General features: G+C 52.0%; 14 protein-coding genes, 6 tRNA genes and 1 other RNA gene. 8 read left to right on the top strand and 13 right to left on the bottom strand.

What is annotated here, in order from left to right; genetic code table 11:
- Window positions 1-19: 19 nt before the first annotated feature.
- The 3 genes from ptsH to cysZ form a co-directional block, all read right to left on the bottom strand.
- Entirely contained in the window at window positions 20-277 is a 258-nt protein-coding gene (gene ptsH, locus B3511_RS14090; RefSeq protein ID WP_000487600.1) for a phosphocarrier protein Hpr, read from the bottom strand.
- A gap of 379 nt (window positions 278-656) precedes the next feature.
- Window positions 657-1,628 carry a cysteine synthase A gene (gene cysK, locus B3511_RS14085; RefSeq protein WP_046884645.1) on the bottom strand — a complete coding sequence of 324 codons (972 nt, stop codon included), beginning with the start codon at window positions 1,626-1,628 and terminating at the stop codon, window positions 657-659.
- Window positions 1,629-1,781: 153 nt separating this feature from the next.
- Window positions 1,782-2,543: a sulfate transporter CysZ gene (cysZ, locus tag B3511_RS14080; RefSeq protein WP_286783269.1), complete on the bottom strand. Its 762-nt coding sequence runs from the start codon at window positions 2,541-2,543 to the stop codon at window positions 1,782-1,784.
- A 230-nt stretch (window positions 2,544-2,773) separates the two neighbouring features.
- Here cysZ and zipA point away from each other — a divergent pair, with 230 nt between their 5' ends.
- The 3 genes from zipA to B3511_RS14065 all read left to right on the top strand — a co-directional run bounded on the left by zipA (window position 2,774) and on the right by B3511_RS14065 (window position 6,081).
- Entirely contained in the window at window positions 2,774-3,781 is a 1,008-nt protein-coding gene (gene zipA / locus B3511_RS14075; RefSeq protein ID WP_286783268.1) for a cell division protein ZipA, read from the top strand.
- Between the two features lie 67 nt (window positions 3,782-3,848).
- Window positions 3,849-5,864: an NAD-dependent DNA ligase LigA gene (gene ligA, locus B3511_RS14070; RefSeq protein ID WP_286783267.1), complete on the top strand. Its 2,016-nt coding sequence runs from the start codon at window positions 3,849-3,851 to the stop codon at window positions 5,862-5,864.
- Between the two features lies 1 nt (window position 5,865).
- Window positions 5,866-6,081: a DUF3820 family protein gene (locus B3511_RS14065; RefSeq protein ID WP_003861328.1), complete on the top strand. Its 216-nt coding sequence runs from the start codon at window positions 5,866-5,868 to the stop codon at window positions 6,079-6,081.
- On the opposite strand, the gene B3511_RS14060 is transcribed toward B3511_RS14065, so the two are convergent.
- The gene (locus B3511_RS14060) at window positions 6,078-7,076 is read right to left on the bottom strand and encodes a bile acid:sodium symporter family protein (protein ID WP_046884647.1); all 999 of its coding nucleotides are present in this window, start codon (window positions 7,074-7,076) and stop codon (window positions 6,078-6,080) included. The genes B3511_RS14065 and B3511_RS14060 overlap by 4 nt on opposite strands.
- Window positions 7,077-7,165: 89 nt before the next feature.
- Between B3511_RS14060 and B3511_RS14055 the strand changes: the two genes are divergently transcribed.
- Window positions 7,166-8,101, top strand: a complete 936-nt coding sequence (locus B3511_RS14055; RefSeq protein WP_286783266.1) for a LysR family transcriptional regulator — start codon at window positions 7,166-7,168, stop codon at window positions 8,099-8,101.
- Here the strand turns inward: B3511_RS14055 and B3511_RS14050 are convergent.
- The 6 genes from B3511_RS14050 to B3511_RS14025 form a co-directional block, all read right to left on the bottom strand.
- Window positions 8,098-8,439: a FlxA-like family protein gene (locus tag B3511_RS14050; protein WP_233801547.1), complete on the bottom strand. Its 342-nt coding sequence runs from the start codon at window positions 8,437-8,439 to the stop codon at window positions 8,098-8,100. The two genes, B3511_RS14055 and B3511_RS14050, sit on opposite strands and share 4 nt — an antisense overlap.
- 227 nt (window positions 8,440-8,666) lie before the next feature.
- Window positions 8,667-8,792, bottom strand: a non-coding RNA gene (locus B3511_RS14045) — RtT sRNA.
- A gap of 29 nt (window positions 8,793-8,821) precedes the next feature.
- Window positions 8,822-8,897: transfer RNA gene (locus tag B3511_RS14040), tRNA-Lys, on the bottom strand.
- Window positions 8,898-8,901: 4 nt separating this feature from the next.
- Window positions 8,902-8,977, bottom strand: a tRNA-Val gene (locus tag B3511_RS14035).
- 29 nt (window positions 8,978-9,006) lie between these two features.
- Window positions 9,007-9,082, bottom strand: a tRNA-Val gene (locus B3511_RS14030).
- A 40-nt stretch (window positions 9,083-9,122) separates the two neighbouring features.
- Window positions 9,123-9,198, bottom strand: a tRNA-Val gene (locus tag B3511_RS14025).
- A 257-nt stretch (window positions 9,199-9,455) separates the two neighbouring features.
- On the opposite strand from B3511_RS14025, the gene gltX reads away from it, so the two are divergent.
- Entirely contained in the window at window positions 9,456-10,871 is a 1,416-nt protein-coding gene (gene gltX / locus B3511_RS14020) for a glutamate--tRNA ligase (RefSeq protein ID WP_212478492.1), read from the top strand.
- Between the two features lie 45 nt (window positions 10,872-10,916).
- Here the strand turns inward: gltX and B3511_RS14015 are convergent, their stop codons facing one another.
- A complete protein-coding gene (locus B3511_RS14015; RefSeq protein WP_286783265.1) occupies window positions 10,917-11,312 on the bottom strand; it encodes a YfeC-like transcriptional regulator in 396 nt (131 codons plus the stop codon).
- A gap of 6 nt (window positions 11,313-11,318) precedes the next feature.
- Window positions 11,319-11,672, bottom strand: coding sequence for a YfeC-like transcriptional regulator (locus tag B3511_RS14010; protein ID WP_040074598.1), 354 nt, complete (start codon window positions 11,670-11,672; stop codon window positions 11,319-11,321).
- A gap of 219 nt (window positions 11,673-11,891) precedes the next feature.
- On the opposite strand from B3511_RS14010, the gene B3511_RS14005 reads away from it, so the two are divergent.
- The 3 genes from B3511_RS14005 (at window position 11,892) to B3511_RS13995 (ending at window position 14,488) form a co-directional block, all read left to right on the top strand.
- Window positions 11,892-11,967: transfer RNA gene (locus B3511_RS14005), tRNA-Ala, on the top strand.
- 43 nt (window positions 11,968-12,010) lie between these two features.
- Window positions 12,011-12,086: transfer RNA gene (locus B3511_RS14000), tRNA-Ala, on the top strand.
- Between the two features lie 212 nt (window positions 12,087-12,298).
- Complete coding sequence (locus tag B3511_RS13995) at window positions 12,299-14,488, top strand: sensor domain-containing phosphodiesterase (protein WP_046884652.1); 2,190 nt, start codon at window positions 12,299-12,301, stop codon at window positions 14,486-14,488.
- A 44-nt stretch (window positions 14,489-14,532) separates the two neighbouring features.
- Here B3511_RS13995 and B3511_RS13990 read toward each other — a convergent pair whose 3' ends face one another.
- Window positions 14,533-15,720: a NupC/NupG family nucleoside CNT transporter gene (locus B3511_RS13990; protein WP_046884653.1), complete on the bottom strand. Its 1,188-nt coding sequence runs from the start codon at window positions 15,718-15,720 to the stop codon at window positions 14,533-14,535.
- Window positions 15,721-15,914: the final 194 nt, after the last annotated feature.

Genomic DNA, 15,914 nt, shown 5'->3' with positions numbered 1-15,914 from the left:
TTGAAAAGAACCCGGATACTTACTCGAGCTCAGCCATCAGTTTTACCAGATGCTCAACTGCTTTCTGCTCGTCTTCGCCTTCAGCGGAGATGGTGACGACGGTACCCTGAGTCAGGCCCAGAGTTTGCAGTTTAAACAGGCTTTTTGCGCTGGCGCTTTTGCCGTTGGAAGTCACAGTGATCTCAGAAGTGAAGCCTTTTGCTTCTTTAACAAACTGAGCAGCAGGGCGGGTGTGCAGACCGTTCGGAGCGGTAATGGTAACTTCTTGCTGGAACATTGTATTTCCCCAACTTATAGGTTTAGTGTTGTGGAACTAAAGTCTAGCCTGGCGGCTCCACTTTAGCCTGTATTGTTAGCACCGACTTAAGGGTACGCGGTATACGTTAGCGCATGACGTAACCTGGTGCCTGCATGTCTTGCAACTGACGCTTCGTCACATTAAACATTATGCCGTGGAAGCAAGACTTGAACCAAATCATAAAATCGATTCAGCAGCGTGATTTCGTGCGTTGATTAATTTCGCGCATCAAAATAATTGCCAGCTTAAATACCAGAGCTAACAGGGTGAAGCAATGCCGATAGAGGCAAAAGTTTGACGTGGGCCACAAAAAAGCACCCATAAGGGTGCTTTTTTACGCGTTATTTACATTCTGGCATTACTGTTGCAGTTCTTTCTCAGTAAAGAGATCGGCAAACAGGGCCGTACTTAAATAACGCTCACCCGAAGATGGCAGGATAACCACGATATTCTTGTTGGTAAAGGTTTCATCTTCAAGCAATTTTAACGCAGCGGCCACGGCGGCACCAGAGGAGATACCCGCCAGGATACCCTCTTCTTCCATCAGGCGGCGTGCGGTAGAAATCGCTTCGTCGTTACTGATGGCAACCACTTTATCAATAAGCTTCAAATCCAGGTTACCCGGGATAAAGCCTGCTCCAATGCCCTGAATTTTGTGCGGGCCTGGTTTTAACTCTTCACCTGCCAGTGCCTGAGCAATGACCGGGGAATCTGTTGGCTCGACGGCGACGGTAATGAGATCTTTTTTGCCCTTCGTGCCTTTAATATAACGGCTTACGCCCGTCAGCGTACCGCCGGTACCCACACCGGAGATAAACACATCGACCTGGCCGTCAGTATCTTCCCAGATTTCCGGACCGGTGGTTTTCTCGTGAATTTCCGGGTTTGCCGGGTTGCTGAACTGCTGAAGCAGCAAATATTTAGCCGGATCGCTGGCAACAATTTCTTCTGCTTTCTGGATGGCACCTTTCATCCCTTTGGCACCTTCAGTCAGCACCAGATTCGCCCCCAGCGCTTTCAGCAGTTTGCGGCGTTCGATACTCATGGTTTCAGGCATGGTTAACGTCAGTTTATAACCACGCGCCGCGGCGACGTAGGCCAGAGCAATACCGGTGTTCCCGCTGGTTGGCTCAACCAGTTCAACGCCCGCTTTCAACACGCCACGTTTTTCCGCATCCCAAATCATGTTGGCACCGATACGGCATTTCACGCTGAAGCTCGGGTTACGTGATTCGACCTTCGCCAGGATGCGTCCATTACCGATACGGTTCAGTCGAACCAGGGGCGTATGACCGATAGTCAGCGAGTTATCTTCAAAAATCTTACTCATGGCCTGTCCTTAACTGTATGAAATTGGGATACCGACCCAGCATACCTGCTGAATAAGTATGGGGAAGTAAGGAATTCGCATATCTATATGCTACAAGGAAATAATGGGGATCAGTATGGAATAAGGAGTGATATAAGCCACTCCTTTTTGACCTTATTTCCACAAAGCATGTTTCGAACGGTAGCAGTCCACCCACATGGCGGTCGCGCCACAGACGGCGACGGGCATAATAAAGAGGTTAAGCAGCGGGATCATCGTAAAGAGGCTCGTCAATGCACCAAACTGCATATTGGCAACTTTTTGCGAACGAAGGGCCGTGCGCATCTCTTTAAAAGGCACTTTATGGTTGTCGAAAGGGTAGTCGCAGTATTGAATCGCCAGCATCCAGGCGCTAAACAAGAACCAGAGCACCGGGGCCACGGTTTGTCCGATACCGGGGATAAAATAGAGAATCAGCAGCACCACGGCACGGGGGAGGTACCAGGCGAGCTTTTGCCACTCGCGTTTCATGATGCGCGGCAGATCTTTCATGATGCCCAAGATACCGGTATCGGGCGGCGTTGCGCCGGTAAGGCGCGCTTCAAGCTGTTCGGCCAGCAGACCGTTAAACGGCGCCGCAATCCAGTTCGCCAGGGTTGAGAAAAAGTAGCCAAAGACCAGTAACACGGAAATGACTGCAATAGGCCATAACAGATAGCTCAGCCATTGTAGCCAGTCGGGTACATGACTCATCAATGATGGGATCCAGCTATCGAGCTGATGAAACAGCCACCAGAATGCGCCCCCCATCAGTAAGATATTGATCACCAGTGGCAGGATCACAAAACGGCGGATGCCTGGCAGGGAGACCAGCTTCCAGCCCTGTGAAAAGTACCAGACGCCACTGCGAGGGGAGGTAGAATTTGATGAAACCATAACCAGGTTGAGCTCCTTTTATCGCAACCAGTGAAATTGCCTGCCTATATTAGCCAGTTGCACGCTGTTGACCAGTTCGGAAATGTTCGAAAAAACAGCAAAAAGCACGATTTAATTCATCTTTATGCGGTGAATGCTCTGCATCCACTTGCACTTGACGTAATCGGCAAATACTCTTAGTGAGTAAATGTTTGCCGTGGTGGCAAGGTGTTAGAACAACAGAGAATATAATGATGCAGGATTTGCGTCTGATATTAATCATTGTTGGCGCGATCGCCATACTCGCTTTACTGGTGCACGGTTTCTGGACCAGCCGTAAAGAGCGTTCCTCTATGTTTCGCGATCGCCCACTAAAGCGCATGAAGTCTCAACGTGACGATGAGAACGATGATGACGACATGGAATCTGAAGACGAAGGCGTGGGTGAAGTTCGCGTTCATCGTACTCACAGTGCGCCCGGCGCAGGCTTTGGGGAGCACGAAGCCCCCCGTCCTTCGCAGCACCAGTACCAGCCGCCGTATGCCTCTGCTCAGCCGCGCCCCGCTAAGCCGGCACCGGTAGAAGCGCCTGTTCATCAGCCGCAGCAGCCTGTACAGACTCAGCCGGAGGCTCCGCAACCTGCAGCACAGCAGCCTGTGCATCAACCGCAGCCTGTGCACCAGCCTCAGCCTGTGCAACAGCAGCCTGTCCATCAGCCGCAGCCTGTGCAACAGCCACTGCAGCCAGAGCCGCAGCCTATTCAGGTACAGCAGCCTACGCCAGTAGTTGAGCCAGAGCCGGTTGTGGTTGAAGAGCCCGTGGTAGAAAAACCGCAGCGTAAAGAGACGGTCATCGTCATGAACGTCGCTGCGCATCATGGGACATGGTTAAACGGTGATGTCTTACTGAACAGTATTCAGCAGGCCGGTTTCAAGTTTGGCGATATGAATATCTTCCATCGTCATCTGAGTCCGGACGGCAGCGGCCCAGCCCTCTTTAGCCTGGCCAATATGGTGAATCCGGGGACCTTTGACCCCGAAATGACCGGTGATTTCACCACGCCCGGCGTCACAATCTTTATGCAGGTGCCCTCTTACGGTGATGAAGTGCAAAACTTTAAGCTGATGCTGCAGTCCGCTCAGCATATCGCCGATGAAGTGGGTGGGGTGGTACTTGACGATCAGCGTCGCATGATGACGCCGCAGAAGCTGCGTGAGTATCAGGACCGTATCCGCGAAGTTAAGGAAGCAAACGCCTAAGCCTGGCGTTCGTTTCATCCCTTATCAACCCCCGCCTGTCGGGGGTTTTTCTCATTGATGGTGCGACATGGACTCTATCGAACAACAACTCACTGAACTGCGAACCACGCTTCGCCATCATGAATACCTGTATCACGTGATGGATGCCCCGGAAATCCCGGACGCGGAGTACGATCGCCTGCTGCGCCAACTGCGCGATCTCGAAGCGCAGCATCCAGAGCTGATTACGCCGGACTCGCCTACTCAGCGCGTGGGTGCCACGCCGCTGACGGCGTTTACTCAGGTACGTCATGAAGTGCCGATGCTGTCCCTGGATAACGTTTTTGATGAAGAGAGCTTCCTCGCCTTTAATAAACGCGTGCAAGACCGTTTAAAGAGCGTGGATGTACTGACCTGGTGCTGTGAGCTTAAGCTCGATGGCCTGGCGGTGAGCTTGCTGTATGAGAACGGTGTGCTGGTACGTGCCGCCACCCGCGGCGATGGCACTACCGGTGAAGATATCACCACAAACGTCCGCACCATTCGCGCCATTCCGCTGAAGCTGCACGGCGACAACATCCCTGCGCGGCTGGAAGTGCGCGGAGAAGTGTTCCTGCCGCAGGCCGGGTTTGAAAAAATTAACGACGAAGCTCGCCGTACGGGTGGAAAAGTCTTCGCCAACCCCCGTAACGCTGCGGCTGGTTCATTGCGCCAGCTTGACCCGCGTATCACCGCGAAGCGACCACTTACTTTCTTCTGTTATGGGGTGGGAATACTGGAGGGCGGTGAACTGCCGGATACCCATCTGGGACGTTTACTCCAGTTTAAAGAGTGGGGCCTGCCGGTGAGCAACCGCGTGCAGCTTTGCGATTCTCCCGAAGCCGTGCTGGCGTTCTACCGCAAGGTTGAAGAGGATCGCCCAACGCTCGGCTTCGATATTGATGGCGTGGTGATCAAGGTCAACTCGCTCGCGTTACAGGAGCAGCTTGGCTTTGTGGCGCGCGCTCCGCGCTGGGCAGTGGCTTTCAAATTCCCGGCACAGGAACAGCTGACCGTTGTTCGGGACGTCGAGTTCCAGGTAGGACGTACCGGCGCAATCACGCCGGTGGCGCGCCTTGAGCCCGTCCAGGTGGCTGGCGTGCTGGTGAGCAACGCCACGCTACATAATGCCGATGAAATCGCGCGCCTGGGTCTGCGCATTGGCGACAAAGTGGTCATACGGCGCGCAGGGGACGTTATTCCGCAGGTCGTTAACGTGGTGGAGTCCGAGCGACCGGCCGATACCCGCGCTATCGTCTTCCCCTCCCACTGTCCGGTGTGCGGCTCTGATGTAGAGCGTGTGGAAGGTGAGGCCGTTACCCGCTGCACCGGCGGATTGATCTGCGGTGCGCAGCGTAAAGAGGCGCTGAAGCATTTTGTCTCCCGCCGCGCCATGGATGTGGACGGCATGGGTGACAAAATTATCGATCAACTGGTCGAGAAAGAGTACGTCCATAACCCAGCCGATCTGTTCAGGCTGACCGCCGGTAAGCTGACGGGCCTTGATCGTATGGGACCTAAATCGGCGCAGAATGTGGTCAACGCTCTGGAAGCCGCGAAACAGACTACCTTTGCCCGCTTCCTCTATGCACTGGGGATCCGTGAAGTGGGTGAAGCGACGGCAGCCGGGCTGGCGGCCTACTTCGGTACCCTGGAGGCGCTCGAGAAAGCCAGCATTGACGAACTACAAAAGGTGCCGGATGTCGGTATTGTGGTTGCGACACACGTCTTCAACTTCTTTGCTGAAGAGAGCAACCGCGAGGTGATTGGCAACCTGCTGGCAGAGGGCATTCAATGGCCTGCGCCAGTGGTGGTCAATGCCGAGGAGATCGACAGTCCGTTTGCGGGTAAAACCGTGGTATTGACGGGCAGCCTTAGCCAGCTTTCACGTGATGATGCGAAAGCGCGTCTGGTCGCACTGGGGGCGAAAGTGGCGGGTAGCGTCTCAAAGAAAACCGATCTGGTGATCGCCGGCGAAGCGGCCGGCTCAAAACTGGCGAAAGCGCAGGAGCTTGGCATTGACGTTATCGACGAAGATGAAATGATGCGTCTGCTGGGAGAGTAACGTGGAGAAGGAACAGCTTGTTGAGATTGCCAATACAGAGATGCCATTCGGTAAATATAAGGGCCGCAGGCTGATTGATTTGCCGGAAGAGTATCTGCTGTGGTTTGCCCGTAAAGATGAATTCCCTGCCGGGCGACTGGGTGAGCTGATGGCTATCACGTTACTGATCAAAACAGAGGGGCTGACCCAGCTGGTTCAGCCCCTGAAACGCCCTTAAGCCTTCGCGGCGCGGGTCTCTTCCTGCGCCTGCAACTTCTCGGTCTGCTGTTTATAACGGCGCGCCAGCACTGCGCAGAGCATCAGCTGCAATTGATGGAAGATCATCAGCGGCAGCACCATCATCCCTATTGCCGCTGTCGGGAAGAGGATATTGGCCATCGGGATACCGTTCGCCAGGCTCTTTTTCGACCCACAGAAGACAATAGTGATCTCATCCGCTTTATTGAAGCCGAAGCGGCGGGCGGCAAACACGTTGATGCCAATAATTATCGCCAGCAGCACCAGGCTTACCACCACGATAAACAGCAACGAACCCACGCCCACTTTATGCCAGATACCGTTGACTACCGCTTCACTGAAGGCAGAGTAGACCACCAGCAAAATGGAAGTCTGGTCAGTTTTAGAGATCCACTTCTTGTGTTTTGCCACAAAGGCGGCAGTCCAGGGGCGGGAAAGATGTCCCAGCACAAATGGCAGCAGCAGTTGCAGCATGATTTTACCCACCTGCTCGAGGCTGCCTTCTGCGCCGTGCAGATTCATGACCAGCCCTACCAGCAATGGCGATACGAAGATCCCTAACAGGCTTGAGGCCGACGCCGAACAGACCGCAGCCGCAACGTTACCCCCTGCAAGTGAGGTAAAGGCAATGGCGGACTGGACGGTGGCAGGCAGAATGCACAGATAAAGGAAGCCGCTATAGAGCGCCGGATCTACGTTAACGGGGGCCCACCAGGCAAAGAGCACGCCCAGCACAGGGAAGATAACGAAAGTGCTACACATCACCCAGAGGTGTAGCCGCCAGTGGCTACCGCCAGCAATAATTGCTTCGCGCGACAGCTTTGCGCCATGCATAAAGAACAACAGCGCGATAGCGGCGGTGGTCAGCCCTTCAAAGAAGGGGACAAAACCGCCCCTCGCCGGGAAGAAAGAGGCGAGTAATACGGTGACCACCAGCGTTAACGTAAATGGATCAAGAATCTTTAAAATTTTCATAACCACTCCTGAAAACAGATGCTGCTATTGTGCTTTTATCCGTTTGAGAAATAAAATTGATTTATTGCATCTATTCATGAGTAAAACAGATGAATTACTCCCTGCGTCAACTTCGTGTTTTTGTCACCGTCGCACAGGCGAAAAGCTTTAGCCGCGCCGGGGAGATGATTGGGTTGAGCCAGTCTGCTGTAAGTCATAGCGTGAAAGAGCTGGAACAGCAAACGGGCGTGCGCCTGCTGGACAGAACCACGCGTGAGGTGATACTCACCGAGGCGGGGCAACAGCTGGCCGCGCGGCTGGCGCTTTTGTTAGATGAGCTTTCGAGCACGCTTCGCGATGTAGGAAGGGTAGGGCAGCAGCTTTCAGGCACGGTACGTGTAGCCGCCAGTCAGACCATTTCGGCGCATTTGATTCCGCACTGTATCGCGCAAAGTAATCAATGTTACCCCGATATCAATTTTGTGCTGCATGATCGGCCTCAACAGTGGGTGCTGGAAAGTATTCGACAGGGAGAGGTAGATTTCGGCATCGTTATCGATCCTGGCCCGGTAAGCGACCTTGAGTGTGAAGTCGTGCTCTCGGAGCCATTCTTACTGCTTTGTCGTAACGATAGCCCGCTGGCAGCGCAGACGAGCGTGACGTGGCAAGCGCTGGAAGGGGCAAAACTGGTGTTGCAGGACTATGCCTCAGGAAGTCGACCGCTGATCGATGCCGCCCTTGCGGACCAACAGGTGAATGCCACTATAGTCCAGGAAATTGGACATCCTGCGACGCTCTTCCCGATGGTTGAAGCCGGGATTGGTATCAGCGTTCTCCCGGCTCTGGCTCTGCCTTTACCGCAGGGGAGCCAGCTCACGGTGAAACGATTTACGCCTGCAGTCGAGCGTAAGTTAATGCTGGTGCGGCGTAAAAATCGTTCGCTTTCTGGCGCGGCGCAGGCGATCTGGGAGGTGGTGCGCATCCAGGCTGAACAGCTCACACAAGCCCGTATGCGCGATCCCTTGTTTAACTCTGAGGCGCGTTAAACGTAAATATCAATTTCGTGCTCATCGGAAGGTTTGTTTACGCCTTCCACTTTAGCTTGCGCCTGTTCTTGTTTTTGTTTTGCCTCTTCAGCCTGACGACGTAGCAGCATCTGCAGTTGTGCCTGCAGGCCGTCAATCTGCGCTTTCAGTATCTCTTGTTGCTCCTTTTTTTCTTCGGGAGTGCCGCTTCCCAGGGCAATATCCTTAAATTTCTGGCTCAGTTCAGAAATTTTGGCCGTGATGCGGCTGATTTGCCCAGCAATGCTGTTATCGCTTGAGCCGCTTTTACTGTTACTGCTGGTCTGTATTGATGGGGTTGATGCCTGAATTGTAGTCATATAAAGATCTCTTGCCGGAAATCCCTTTTATCGGCATAAGTTCGCCTCTACTAGAGATCACCTGCCAGAAATGACAGGTAACGAGGCGAAAGGTTATTGGCATGTAAATCTTCGGTTGAGCGATTGATAAAGACGATAAAGAAAGGGGAGTTACCGGAGGTGGGCAAGGGCATAGAGCGTTCAAATCGCAGATAGCAAAAAAGCGCCTTTAGGGCGCTTTTTTACATTGGTGGGTCGTGCAGGATGACTCGCTTCGCTCGCCCTTCGGGCCGTCGCCGTAAACGGCTCCGGTGCCTCACTGCGTTCGGCTCGAGCCTGCTGCAGGTTCGAATCTTTCAAATCGCAGATAGCAAAAAAGCGCCTTTAGGGCGCTTTTTTACATTGGTGGGTCGTGCAGGATTCGAACCTGCGACCAATTGATTAAAAGTCAACTGCTCTACCAACTGAGCTAACGACCCGAAATGGTGGGCGATGACGGGCTCGAACCGCCGACCCCCTCCGTGTAAAGGAGATGCTCTACCAACTGAGCTAATCGCCCATTTCGGAACTGCTGCGATAAGGTGAGAATGGTGGGCGATGACGGGCTCGAACCGCCGACCCCCTCCGTGTAAAGGAGATGCTCTACCAACTGAGCTAATCGCCCAATCTCAATACTTATCTACACTGCGAGCCATCGAAGAAGATGGTGGGTGATGACGGGCTCGAACCGCCGACCCCCTCCGTGTAAAGGAGATGCTCTACCAACTGAGCTAATCACCCCCGCTGTGTGGAGTCGCATTATAGGGAGAGTTGAAAATGAGTCAACGCCTTTTCTAAAGATTTTGTTTGTTCGTCGTAAAATTAGGCAAAACGATCGCAAAACGCGCCATGCAGCATGATTTCTATACAAAAATGGCAAAGGTGGCGGTTCCGGCTGCAACAAGATTGAGGATTCAGGCTGGAGTGATAGAATATTGCCCACTCTCATTTCCAGGATATGCCGGTTGTCGGCATCTTTATTACTGTAAGGCCACTTCATGAAAATCAAAACTCGCTTCGCGCCAAGCCCTACCGGCTATCTGCACGTCGGCGGTGCGCGTACTGCTCTCTATTCCTGGCTTTTTGCGCGTCACAACGGCGGTGATTTCGTTCTGCGTATCGAAGATACCGACCTTGAGCGTTCTACGCCGGAAGCAATTGAAGCCATCATGGATGGCATGAACTGGCTGAATCTGGAGTGGGATGAAGGCCCTTACTTCCAGACCAAACGTTTTGACCGCTATAACGCCGTTATCGATGAGATGCTGGAAGCGGGCACCGCCTACAAATGCTACTGCTCTAAAGAGCGTCTTGAGGCGCTGCGTGAGTCGCAGATGGCAAATAATGAAAAGCCGCGTTACGACGGCCGCTGCCGCCACGGTCATGAGCACCACGCAGATGATGAACCTTGCGTAGTGCGTTTCGCCAACCCGGAAGAGGGCTCGGTGATCTTCGACGATCAGATCCGTGGTCCGATTGAGTTCAGTAACCTGGAGCTTGATGACCTGATCATCCGTCGTACCGATGGTTCACCAACCTACAATTTCTGCGTAGTCGTTGATGACTGGGATATGGAGATCACCCACGTGATCCGTGGTGAAGATCATATCAATAACACGCCACGTCAGATCAACATCCTCAAGGCGCTGAACGCACCGGTACCGGTCTATGCGCATGTCTCTATGATCAACGGTGACGACGGCAAAAAACTGTCGAAACGCCATGGTGCCGTTAGCGTGATGCAGTACCGTGATGATGGTTATCTGCCGGAAGCCCTGCTGAACTATCTGGTGCGTCTGGGCTGGTCTAATGGCGATCAGGAAATTTTCAGCCGTGAAGAGATGATTAAGCTTTTCTCTTTGGGCGCGGTGAGCAAATCGGCCAGTGCATTCAATACTGATAAGCTGCTGTGGCTGAACCATCACTACATCAATACGATGCAGCCAGAATACGTTGCAACCTATCTGCAATGGCATATTGAGCAGGCTAACATCGATACACGCAATGGCCCGCAGCTGGCTGAGCTGGTGAAACTGCTCGGCGAGCGCTGCAAAACGCTGAAAGAAATTGCCGAAAGCTGCCGCTATTTCTATGAAGATTTCGAGCAGTTTGATGCAGATGCGGCGAAGAAACACCTGCGTCCGGTTGCGCGTCAGCCTCTGGAAGTGGTTCGCGATAAACTGGCTGCCCTTACCGACTGGAGCGCTGAAGCTGTGCATAATGCCATTCAGGCGACTGCTGATGAGCTGGAAGTGGGGATGGGTAAAGTGGGCATGCCGCTGCGCGTAGCCGTTACCGGTGCGGGTCAGTCTCCGGCACTGGACGTTACCGTACACGCAATTGGCAAATCACGCAGCGTGGCGCGTATCAATAAAGCGCTGGGCTATATCGCCGAGCGCGAAAGCCAGCAGTAATCTCGTCAGGATGTAAAAACGGCAGGGTCAAGCCTGCCGTTTTTTTTATGTCCCGCTTGCCTGCAGATTGAGGCGGGTGAGAAAACCTTTTATCCCTTCCCGTGCCAACAGCAATGCCAGACGTTCTTGCTCATCTGCCGTCATCTTCTCTAGCGCATCGGTAATTTGCCGTAAAACAGCAGTGGGTCTGTTATCACCATATGGAGGGATACTTTCCGCCAGTTGGTAGAGCGCTTGACGTTTACGGATCGCCGGAATATTCATGATGTGTTTACGCACCTGAGCATCAATATAGACCAGGCGAGCGCGTCCACCTTTTACCCCGCTAATCCCTTCTGTTTTCCAGCCGTTTTTACGTATCCAGCGATTCACGGTCTGCCTGGCGACACCCAGACTATCCGCCAGCTCCTCGGTGGTCATTTTGCTGCGTAAGCTTTTCATAAGCGTTTAATCACGTATCCCTAAGCGTTGTAACAATCCCGAGATCCCTTCCCGGAGTAATAAAGAGGAGAGCTGTTTCTGCTCTTTTGGCGTCATCTCATTTGCCAGCGTCAGGAGCAGGGCAGAGAGCGAGTTGTCTCCGGCTATTTCTGGTAAGGTCGCGGCGTCGGGTGCCCTGCGTGCGCTGCGGATAAAATCGCGAACTTTATCGTTCACATGCACCAGGCGTGCTTTTCCACCCTGTACGCCAGGCTTTGGCGACGTTGCCCAGCCCTCTTTGCGCACCCATTTATTGATGGTTTGTCGACTGTAGCCAGTGAGTCGGGCCAACTCCTCCGGCGTCATTCTTTCCTTGATCATGCCATTTCCAGAGAATTACCAGGGTTAATTGAGGTTTCATCTTATAGCATCATTTAACGTCAAAACGTGACAAGTATAACTACAGGCTGCGAGTCTCCTCGCAATGTGGTTCATTTGCCTGATTTTTCGGCGATCAATCACTGACGGCTGAATTTGCCGTTGACACTCCGCAGCGGAATTCATATGATGCCGCCCGTCAACACGACAAGCTTTACGTATGGGGCTATAGCTCAGCTGGGAGAGCGCCTGCATGGCATGCAGGAGGTCAGCGGTTCGATCCCGCTTAGCTCCACCAAACTCCGAACCCAACAGAGTGAGGTTCGTATAAGCAACGCGTTGGGGCTATAGCTCAGCTGGGAGAGCGCCTGCATGGCATGCAGGAGGTCAGCGGTTCGATCCCGCTTAGCTCCACCAAAATTTAGACCCTCGTCGAAAGACGGGGGTTTTTTTATGCCTATGTAACATCTATTCGCACTTTTTGTTGCCAGAAATAATGCTTTCTATACCTTGACTCAATCTATATCAATAAACAGGTCTCTAAATAGACTTGAACTTGATTCGCGCAATTAATAAACCTATTATCCATCCGGTCAATGAGGCAAACGGTTAATAGATTATTTAATTTAATGAACAGAAAAGCTTACAATAATGTAAAGATATTTATAACAGCGCTGACGCTATGTCTGATTACTGTGCCCTTTTCCCGATATCTTTCTCCGCGCGCTATGGTTAATGGGCATGATGTCTATTTAGCATGGCTACCGTTAAGCGTTATGCTGGCGGTTATACTGTTATTTGGTCGTCGGGCGGTTATTCCTGTTCTTTTAAGTTTTATTGCTACTAACATATTAAGCGTAAGTTTAGCGCCGCTACAACACGCTGTATTATTGTTTTGTCAGACTTTTTCGGTGTTTGCCGTCTGTGGCATGATGCGTCTCATGCTAGGCAAGCGCTGGCGCTACCGCGTGCCCAACAAATATGTCGGGTTACGTATTTTCTGGCTCGGTTTTATGGTGCCGATAGGTATCAAATTATCGATGTACCTTGCTGGTTATCTATTTCTTTTCCCGGTAACAATATCGACATTTTTCGGCGAGGGAACGGCAATATATAACGTTGTGGATATTCAGAGCCTGATTTGTGCAGCGTTAATTTTTACCATGATGTTCTATTATCCGTTAAGAATGATAATTAATCCCCGCTACGCCAGAACGTTCTGGCTACAGAGCGTGAAGCCCGTCTTTTTTCACAAGAAATCGTTATATATTGTCATCTGGTTACTGCTTTTAATTCTCATTATCGCCATTTTATGTGCTCCCGTAGAGTCACCCATCATTGCGGGATATTTAATGCCGATTATTTTTATCCTCTTTACGTTAGGTATTAGTCGCCTGAGCTATGCGCTTATCTCTCTGTTCTGGGCTGGAACCGCGCTCCTGCTGTTAACCTACAATTACAACTTTCTTACAGGGGTCGAGTCGGGCCATTCTCTCTCCTTCATCCTTTCTGTACTGATCTCTTTTGCGATCTGTTTACTCTACATGTCGAAGATCTACCAGCGAAGTGAATGGCTTAAGCAGGGCTGGCAGGAGAGGGCGCTCACCGATCCGCTTACCGGTTTACCTAACATTCGCGCACTGGAAGACTTTCTACAGATTCACCCTGGCGCGAAACTCTGTTGCCTGCGCATGGATAATCTCGAATTTCTAAGTCGCCATTACGGCATTCTAATGCGGGTTCATTGCAAACGCAGGATCACCGCATCGTTACAGCCGTTACTGCAAAAGGACGAGACACTATTCCAGCTACCCGGAAGTGAGCTGGTACTGGCGTTGCTGGGGCCGGGGACGGCCGAGCGACTGCAGCATATGGTCGACCGACTCAACAGCCGTAAAATTGTCTGGAACAACACCGGGCTGGATATTGAATTTGGCGCCTCCTGGGGAGAGGTTGAGAACGGTGAGCATCTGCATCATACGCTGGGGCAACTGAGCTGGCTGGCTGAGCAATCCTGCGCCGCGCATAATGTGCTGGCGCTCACCAACAGGATTGAAGATGCCTCCGGCCAAACCACCGACAGGGTATTGCTGCTGGGCCGCATTAAACGCGCTCTTGAAGAGGGTGGCTTACATCTTTACGCCCAGGCGATCCGGGATGCTGAGGGGAAAGGTTACTATGAAATCCTCTCACGTCTGGAGAGTGAAGGTGAGATTATCACCCCCGATCGCTTCATTCCGCTGATTGCCCAATTTAACTTGAGCCATCGCTTTGATCTTAACGTCGTTGAGAATCTGCTCATTTGGCTACGCCAGCACCCCGTGACGGATGCCGGGACACGGTTTTCCGTCAATCTGCTGCCGATGACGCTGATGCAGCAAGAGGTGGCTGCAGAGATCATCGGCCTCTTTGAGCGTTACGGGGTGGCCCCGCAGACCGTCGTCATCGAGATAACCGAAGAGCAGGCTTTTTCGAACTCCGGAAGCAGCATCAAAAATATCCAGCAGCTCAGGGACTACGGTTTCCGCATTGCGATTGATGACTTTGGGTCAGGTTACGCCAACTATGAGCGTCTTAAGCGTCTGGAGGCAGACATCATTAAGATCGATGGCTGTTTTGTGAAAGATATCTGTACCGACAATATGGATGCCATGATTGTGCAATCTATTTGCAATCTGGCAAAAACGAAAGCGCTCTCTGTGGTAGCTGAATATGTGGAAACGCCTGAGCAGCGCGACATGCTGCTGCGTTTCGGTGTGGACTATCTTCAGGGCTATTTGATAGGCAAACCGATGCCTTTAGCGGAATTACAGGGATAAAAAAACCGGGAGCATTTGCTCCCGGTTGCTTTTACAGCGTCGTATTACAGAACCAGTGCTGCGATAGAAGCAGACAGGACGCTAACCAGCGTAGAGCCGTACACCAGCTTCAGACCGAAGCGAGAAACCACGTTACCCTGCTCTTCGTTCAGGCCTTTAATCGCGCCCGCGATAATGCCGATAGAAGAGAAGTTAGCGAAGGAGACCAGGAATACAGACAGGATGCCTTCCGCGCGCGGCGACAGGGTGCCCGCGATCTTTTGCAGGTCCATCATGGCAACGAATTCGTTAGAGACCAGTTTGGTGGCCATAATACTGCCAACCTGAAGCGCTTCGCTTGCCGGAACACCCATCACCCATGCAACCGGGTAGAAGATATAACCCAGAATCCCCTGGAAGGAGATGCCCAGTACCGCAGCAAACAGGGCATTCAGTGCGGAGATCAGGGCAATGAAGCCGATCAGCATCGCAGCAACGATAATCGCAACTTTAAAACCAGCCAGGATGTATTCACCCAGCATTTCGAAGAAGCTCTGACCTTCGTGCAGATTTGCCATCTGCAGGTTCTCTTCACTCTCATCCACGCGGTACGGGTTGATCAGTGACAGAACAATGAAGGTGCTGAACATGTTCAGAACCAGCGCCGCAACCACGAATTTCGGTTCCAGCATTGTCATATATGCGCCCACGATAGACATGGATACAGTCGACATTGCGGTAGCCGCCATGGTGTACATGCGGTTACGGGACATCTTGCCGAGGATATCTTTATAGGCGATAAAGTTCTCAGACTGACCCAGGATCAGCGAGCTGACGGCGTTGAAAGATTCCAGTTTGCCCATGCCATTGACTTTGGACAGTACTGTACCGATAGCGCGGATCACAATGGGCAGAATGCGAATGTGCTGCAGAATACCGATCAGCGCAGAGATGAAGACGATAGGGCACAGAACTTTCAGGAAGAAGAATGCCAGACCTTCATCATTCATTTTACCGAATACGAAGTTGGTCCCTTCATTTGCGAATCCGAGCAGTTTTTCAAACATTTCGGAGAAGCCTTTTACGAAGCCAAGACCCACGTCGGAGTTCAGGAAGAACCAGGCGAGTAAAACTTCAATAACGAGTAACTGTACAACATAGCGAATGCGGATTTTTTTGCGGTCATGGCTGACCAGCAACGCAAGCGCTGTAACGACAACGAGTGCCAGGACAAAATGAAGGACGCGGTCCATATTTGCTCCAAATATGAGGCAGGTTTAATTTCCGTGCACATTCTATGTAACAACAGTAAAGAAAACGAGATCAAAGCCACACTATAGTCACGTCCTGTGACGAGACTCAAAAATAGTGACACACCATACATTTTTGTTATGTTATGTAAATGAGTTAAAAGTTAAGTTCGTGTGCTACGCTTCACAAATATGGG

This window comes from Leclercia sp. UBA1284, from assembly GCF_002308415.1.
GTDB classification, from domain to species: Bacteria; Pseudomonadota; Gammaproteobacteria; order Enterobacterales; family Enterobacteriaceae; genus Enterobacter; species Enterobacter pneumoniae.
This window is presented reverse-complemented; position numbering and strand designations above follow the sequence as displayed.

Coding starts and splice junctions, on each gene's coding strand:
- ptsH (WP_000487600.1), bottom strand. CDS start 277: ATGTTCCAGCAAGAAGTTACCATTACCGCTCCGAACGGTCTGCACACC.
- cysK (WP_046884645.1), bottom strand. CDS start 1,628: ATGAGTAAGATTTTTGAAGATAACTCGCTGACTATCGGTCATACGCCC.
- cysZ (WP_286783269.1), bottom strand. CDS start 2,543: ATGGTTTCATCAAATTCTACCTCCCCTCGCAGTGGCGTCTGGTACTTT.
- zipA (WP_286783268.1), top strand. CDS start 2,774: ATGATGCAGGATTTGCGTCTGATATTAATCATTGTTGGCGCGATCGCC.
- ligA (WP_286783267.1), top strand. CDS start 3,849: ATGGACTCTATCGAACAACAACTCACTGAACTGCGAACCACGCTTCGC.
- B3511_RS14060 (WP_046884647.1), bottom strand. CDS start 7,076: ATGAAAATTTTAAAGATTCTTGATCCATTTACGTTAACGCTGGTGGTC.
- B3511_RS14055 (WP_286783266.1), top strand. CDS start 7,166: ATGAATTACTCCCTGCGTCAACTTCGTGTTTTTGTCACCGTCGCACAG.
- B3511_RS14050 (WP_233801547.1), bottom strand. CDS start 8,439: ATGACTACAATTCAGGCATCAACCCCATCAATACAGACCAGCAGTAAC.
- gltX (WP_212478492.1), top strand. CDS start 9,456: ATGAAAATCAAAACTCGCTTCGCGCCAAGCCCTACCGGCTATCTGCAC.
- B3511_RS14015 (WP_286783265.1), bottom strand. CDS start 11,312: ATGAAAAGCTTACGCAGCAAAATGACCACCGAGGAGCTGGCGGATAGT.
- B3511_RS14010 (WP_040074598.1), bottom strand. CDS start 11,672: ATGATCAAGGAAAGAATGACGCCGGAGGAGTTGGCCCGACTCACTGGC.
- B3511_RS13995 (WP_046884652.1), top strand. CDS start 12,299: ATGAACAGAAAAGCTTACAATAATGTAAAGATATTTATAACAGCGCTG.
- B3511_RS13990 (WP_046884653.1), bottom strand. CDS start 15,720: ATGGACCGCGTCCTTCATTTTGTCCTGGCACTCGTTGTCGTTACAGCG.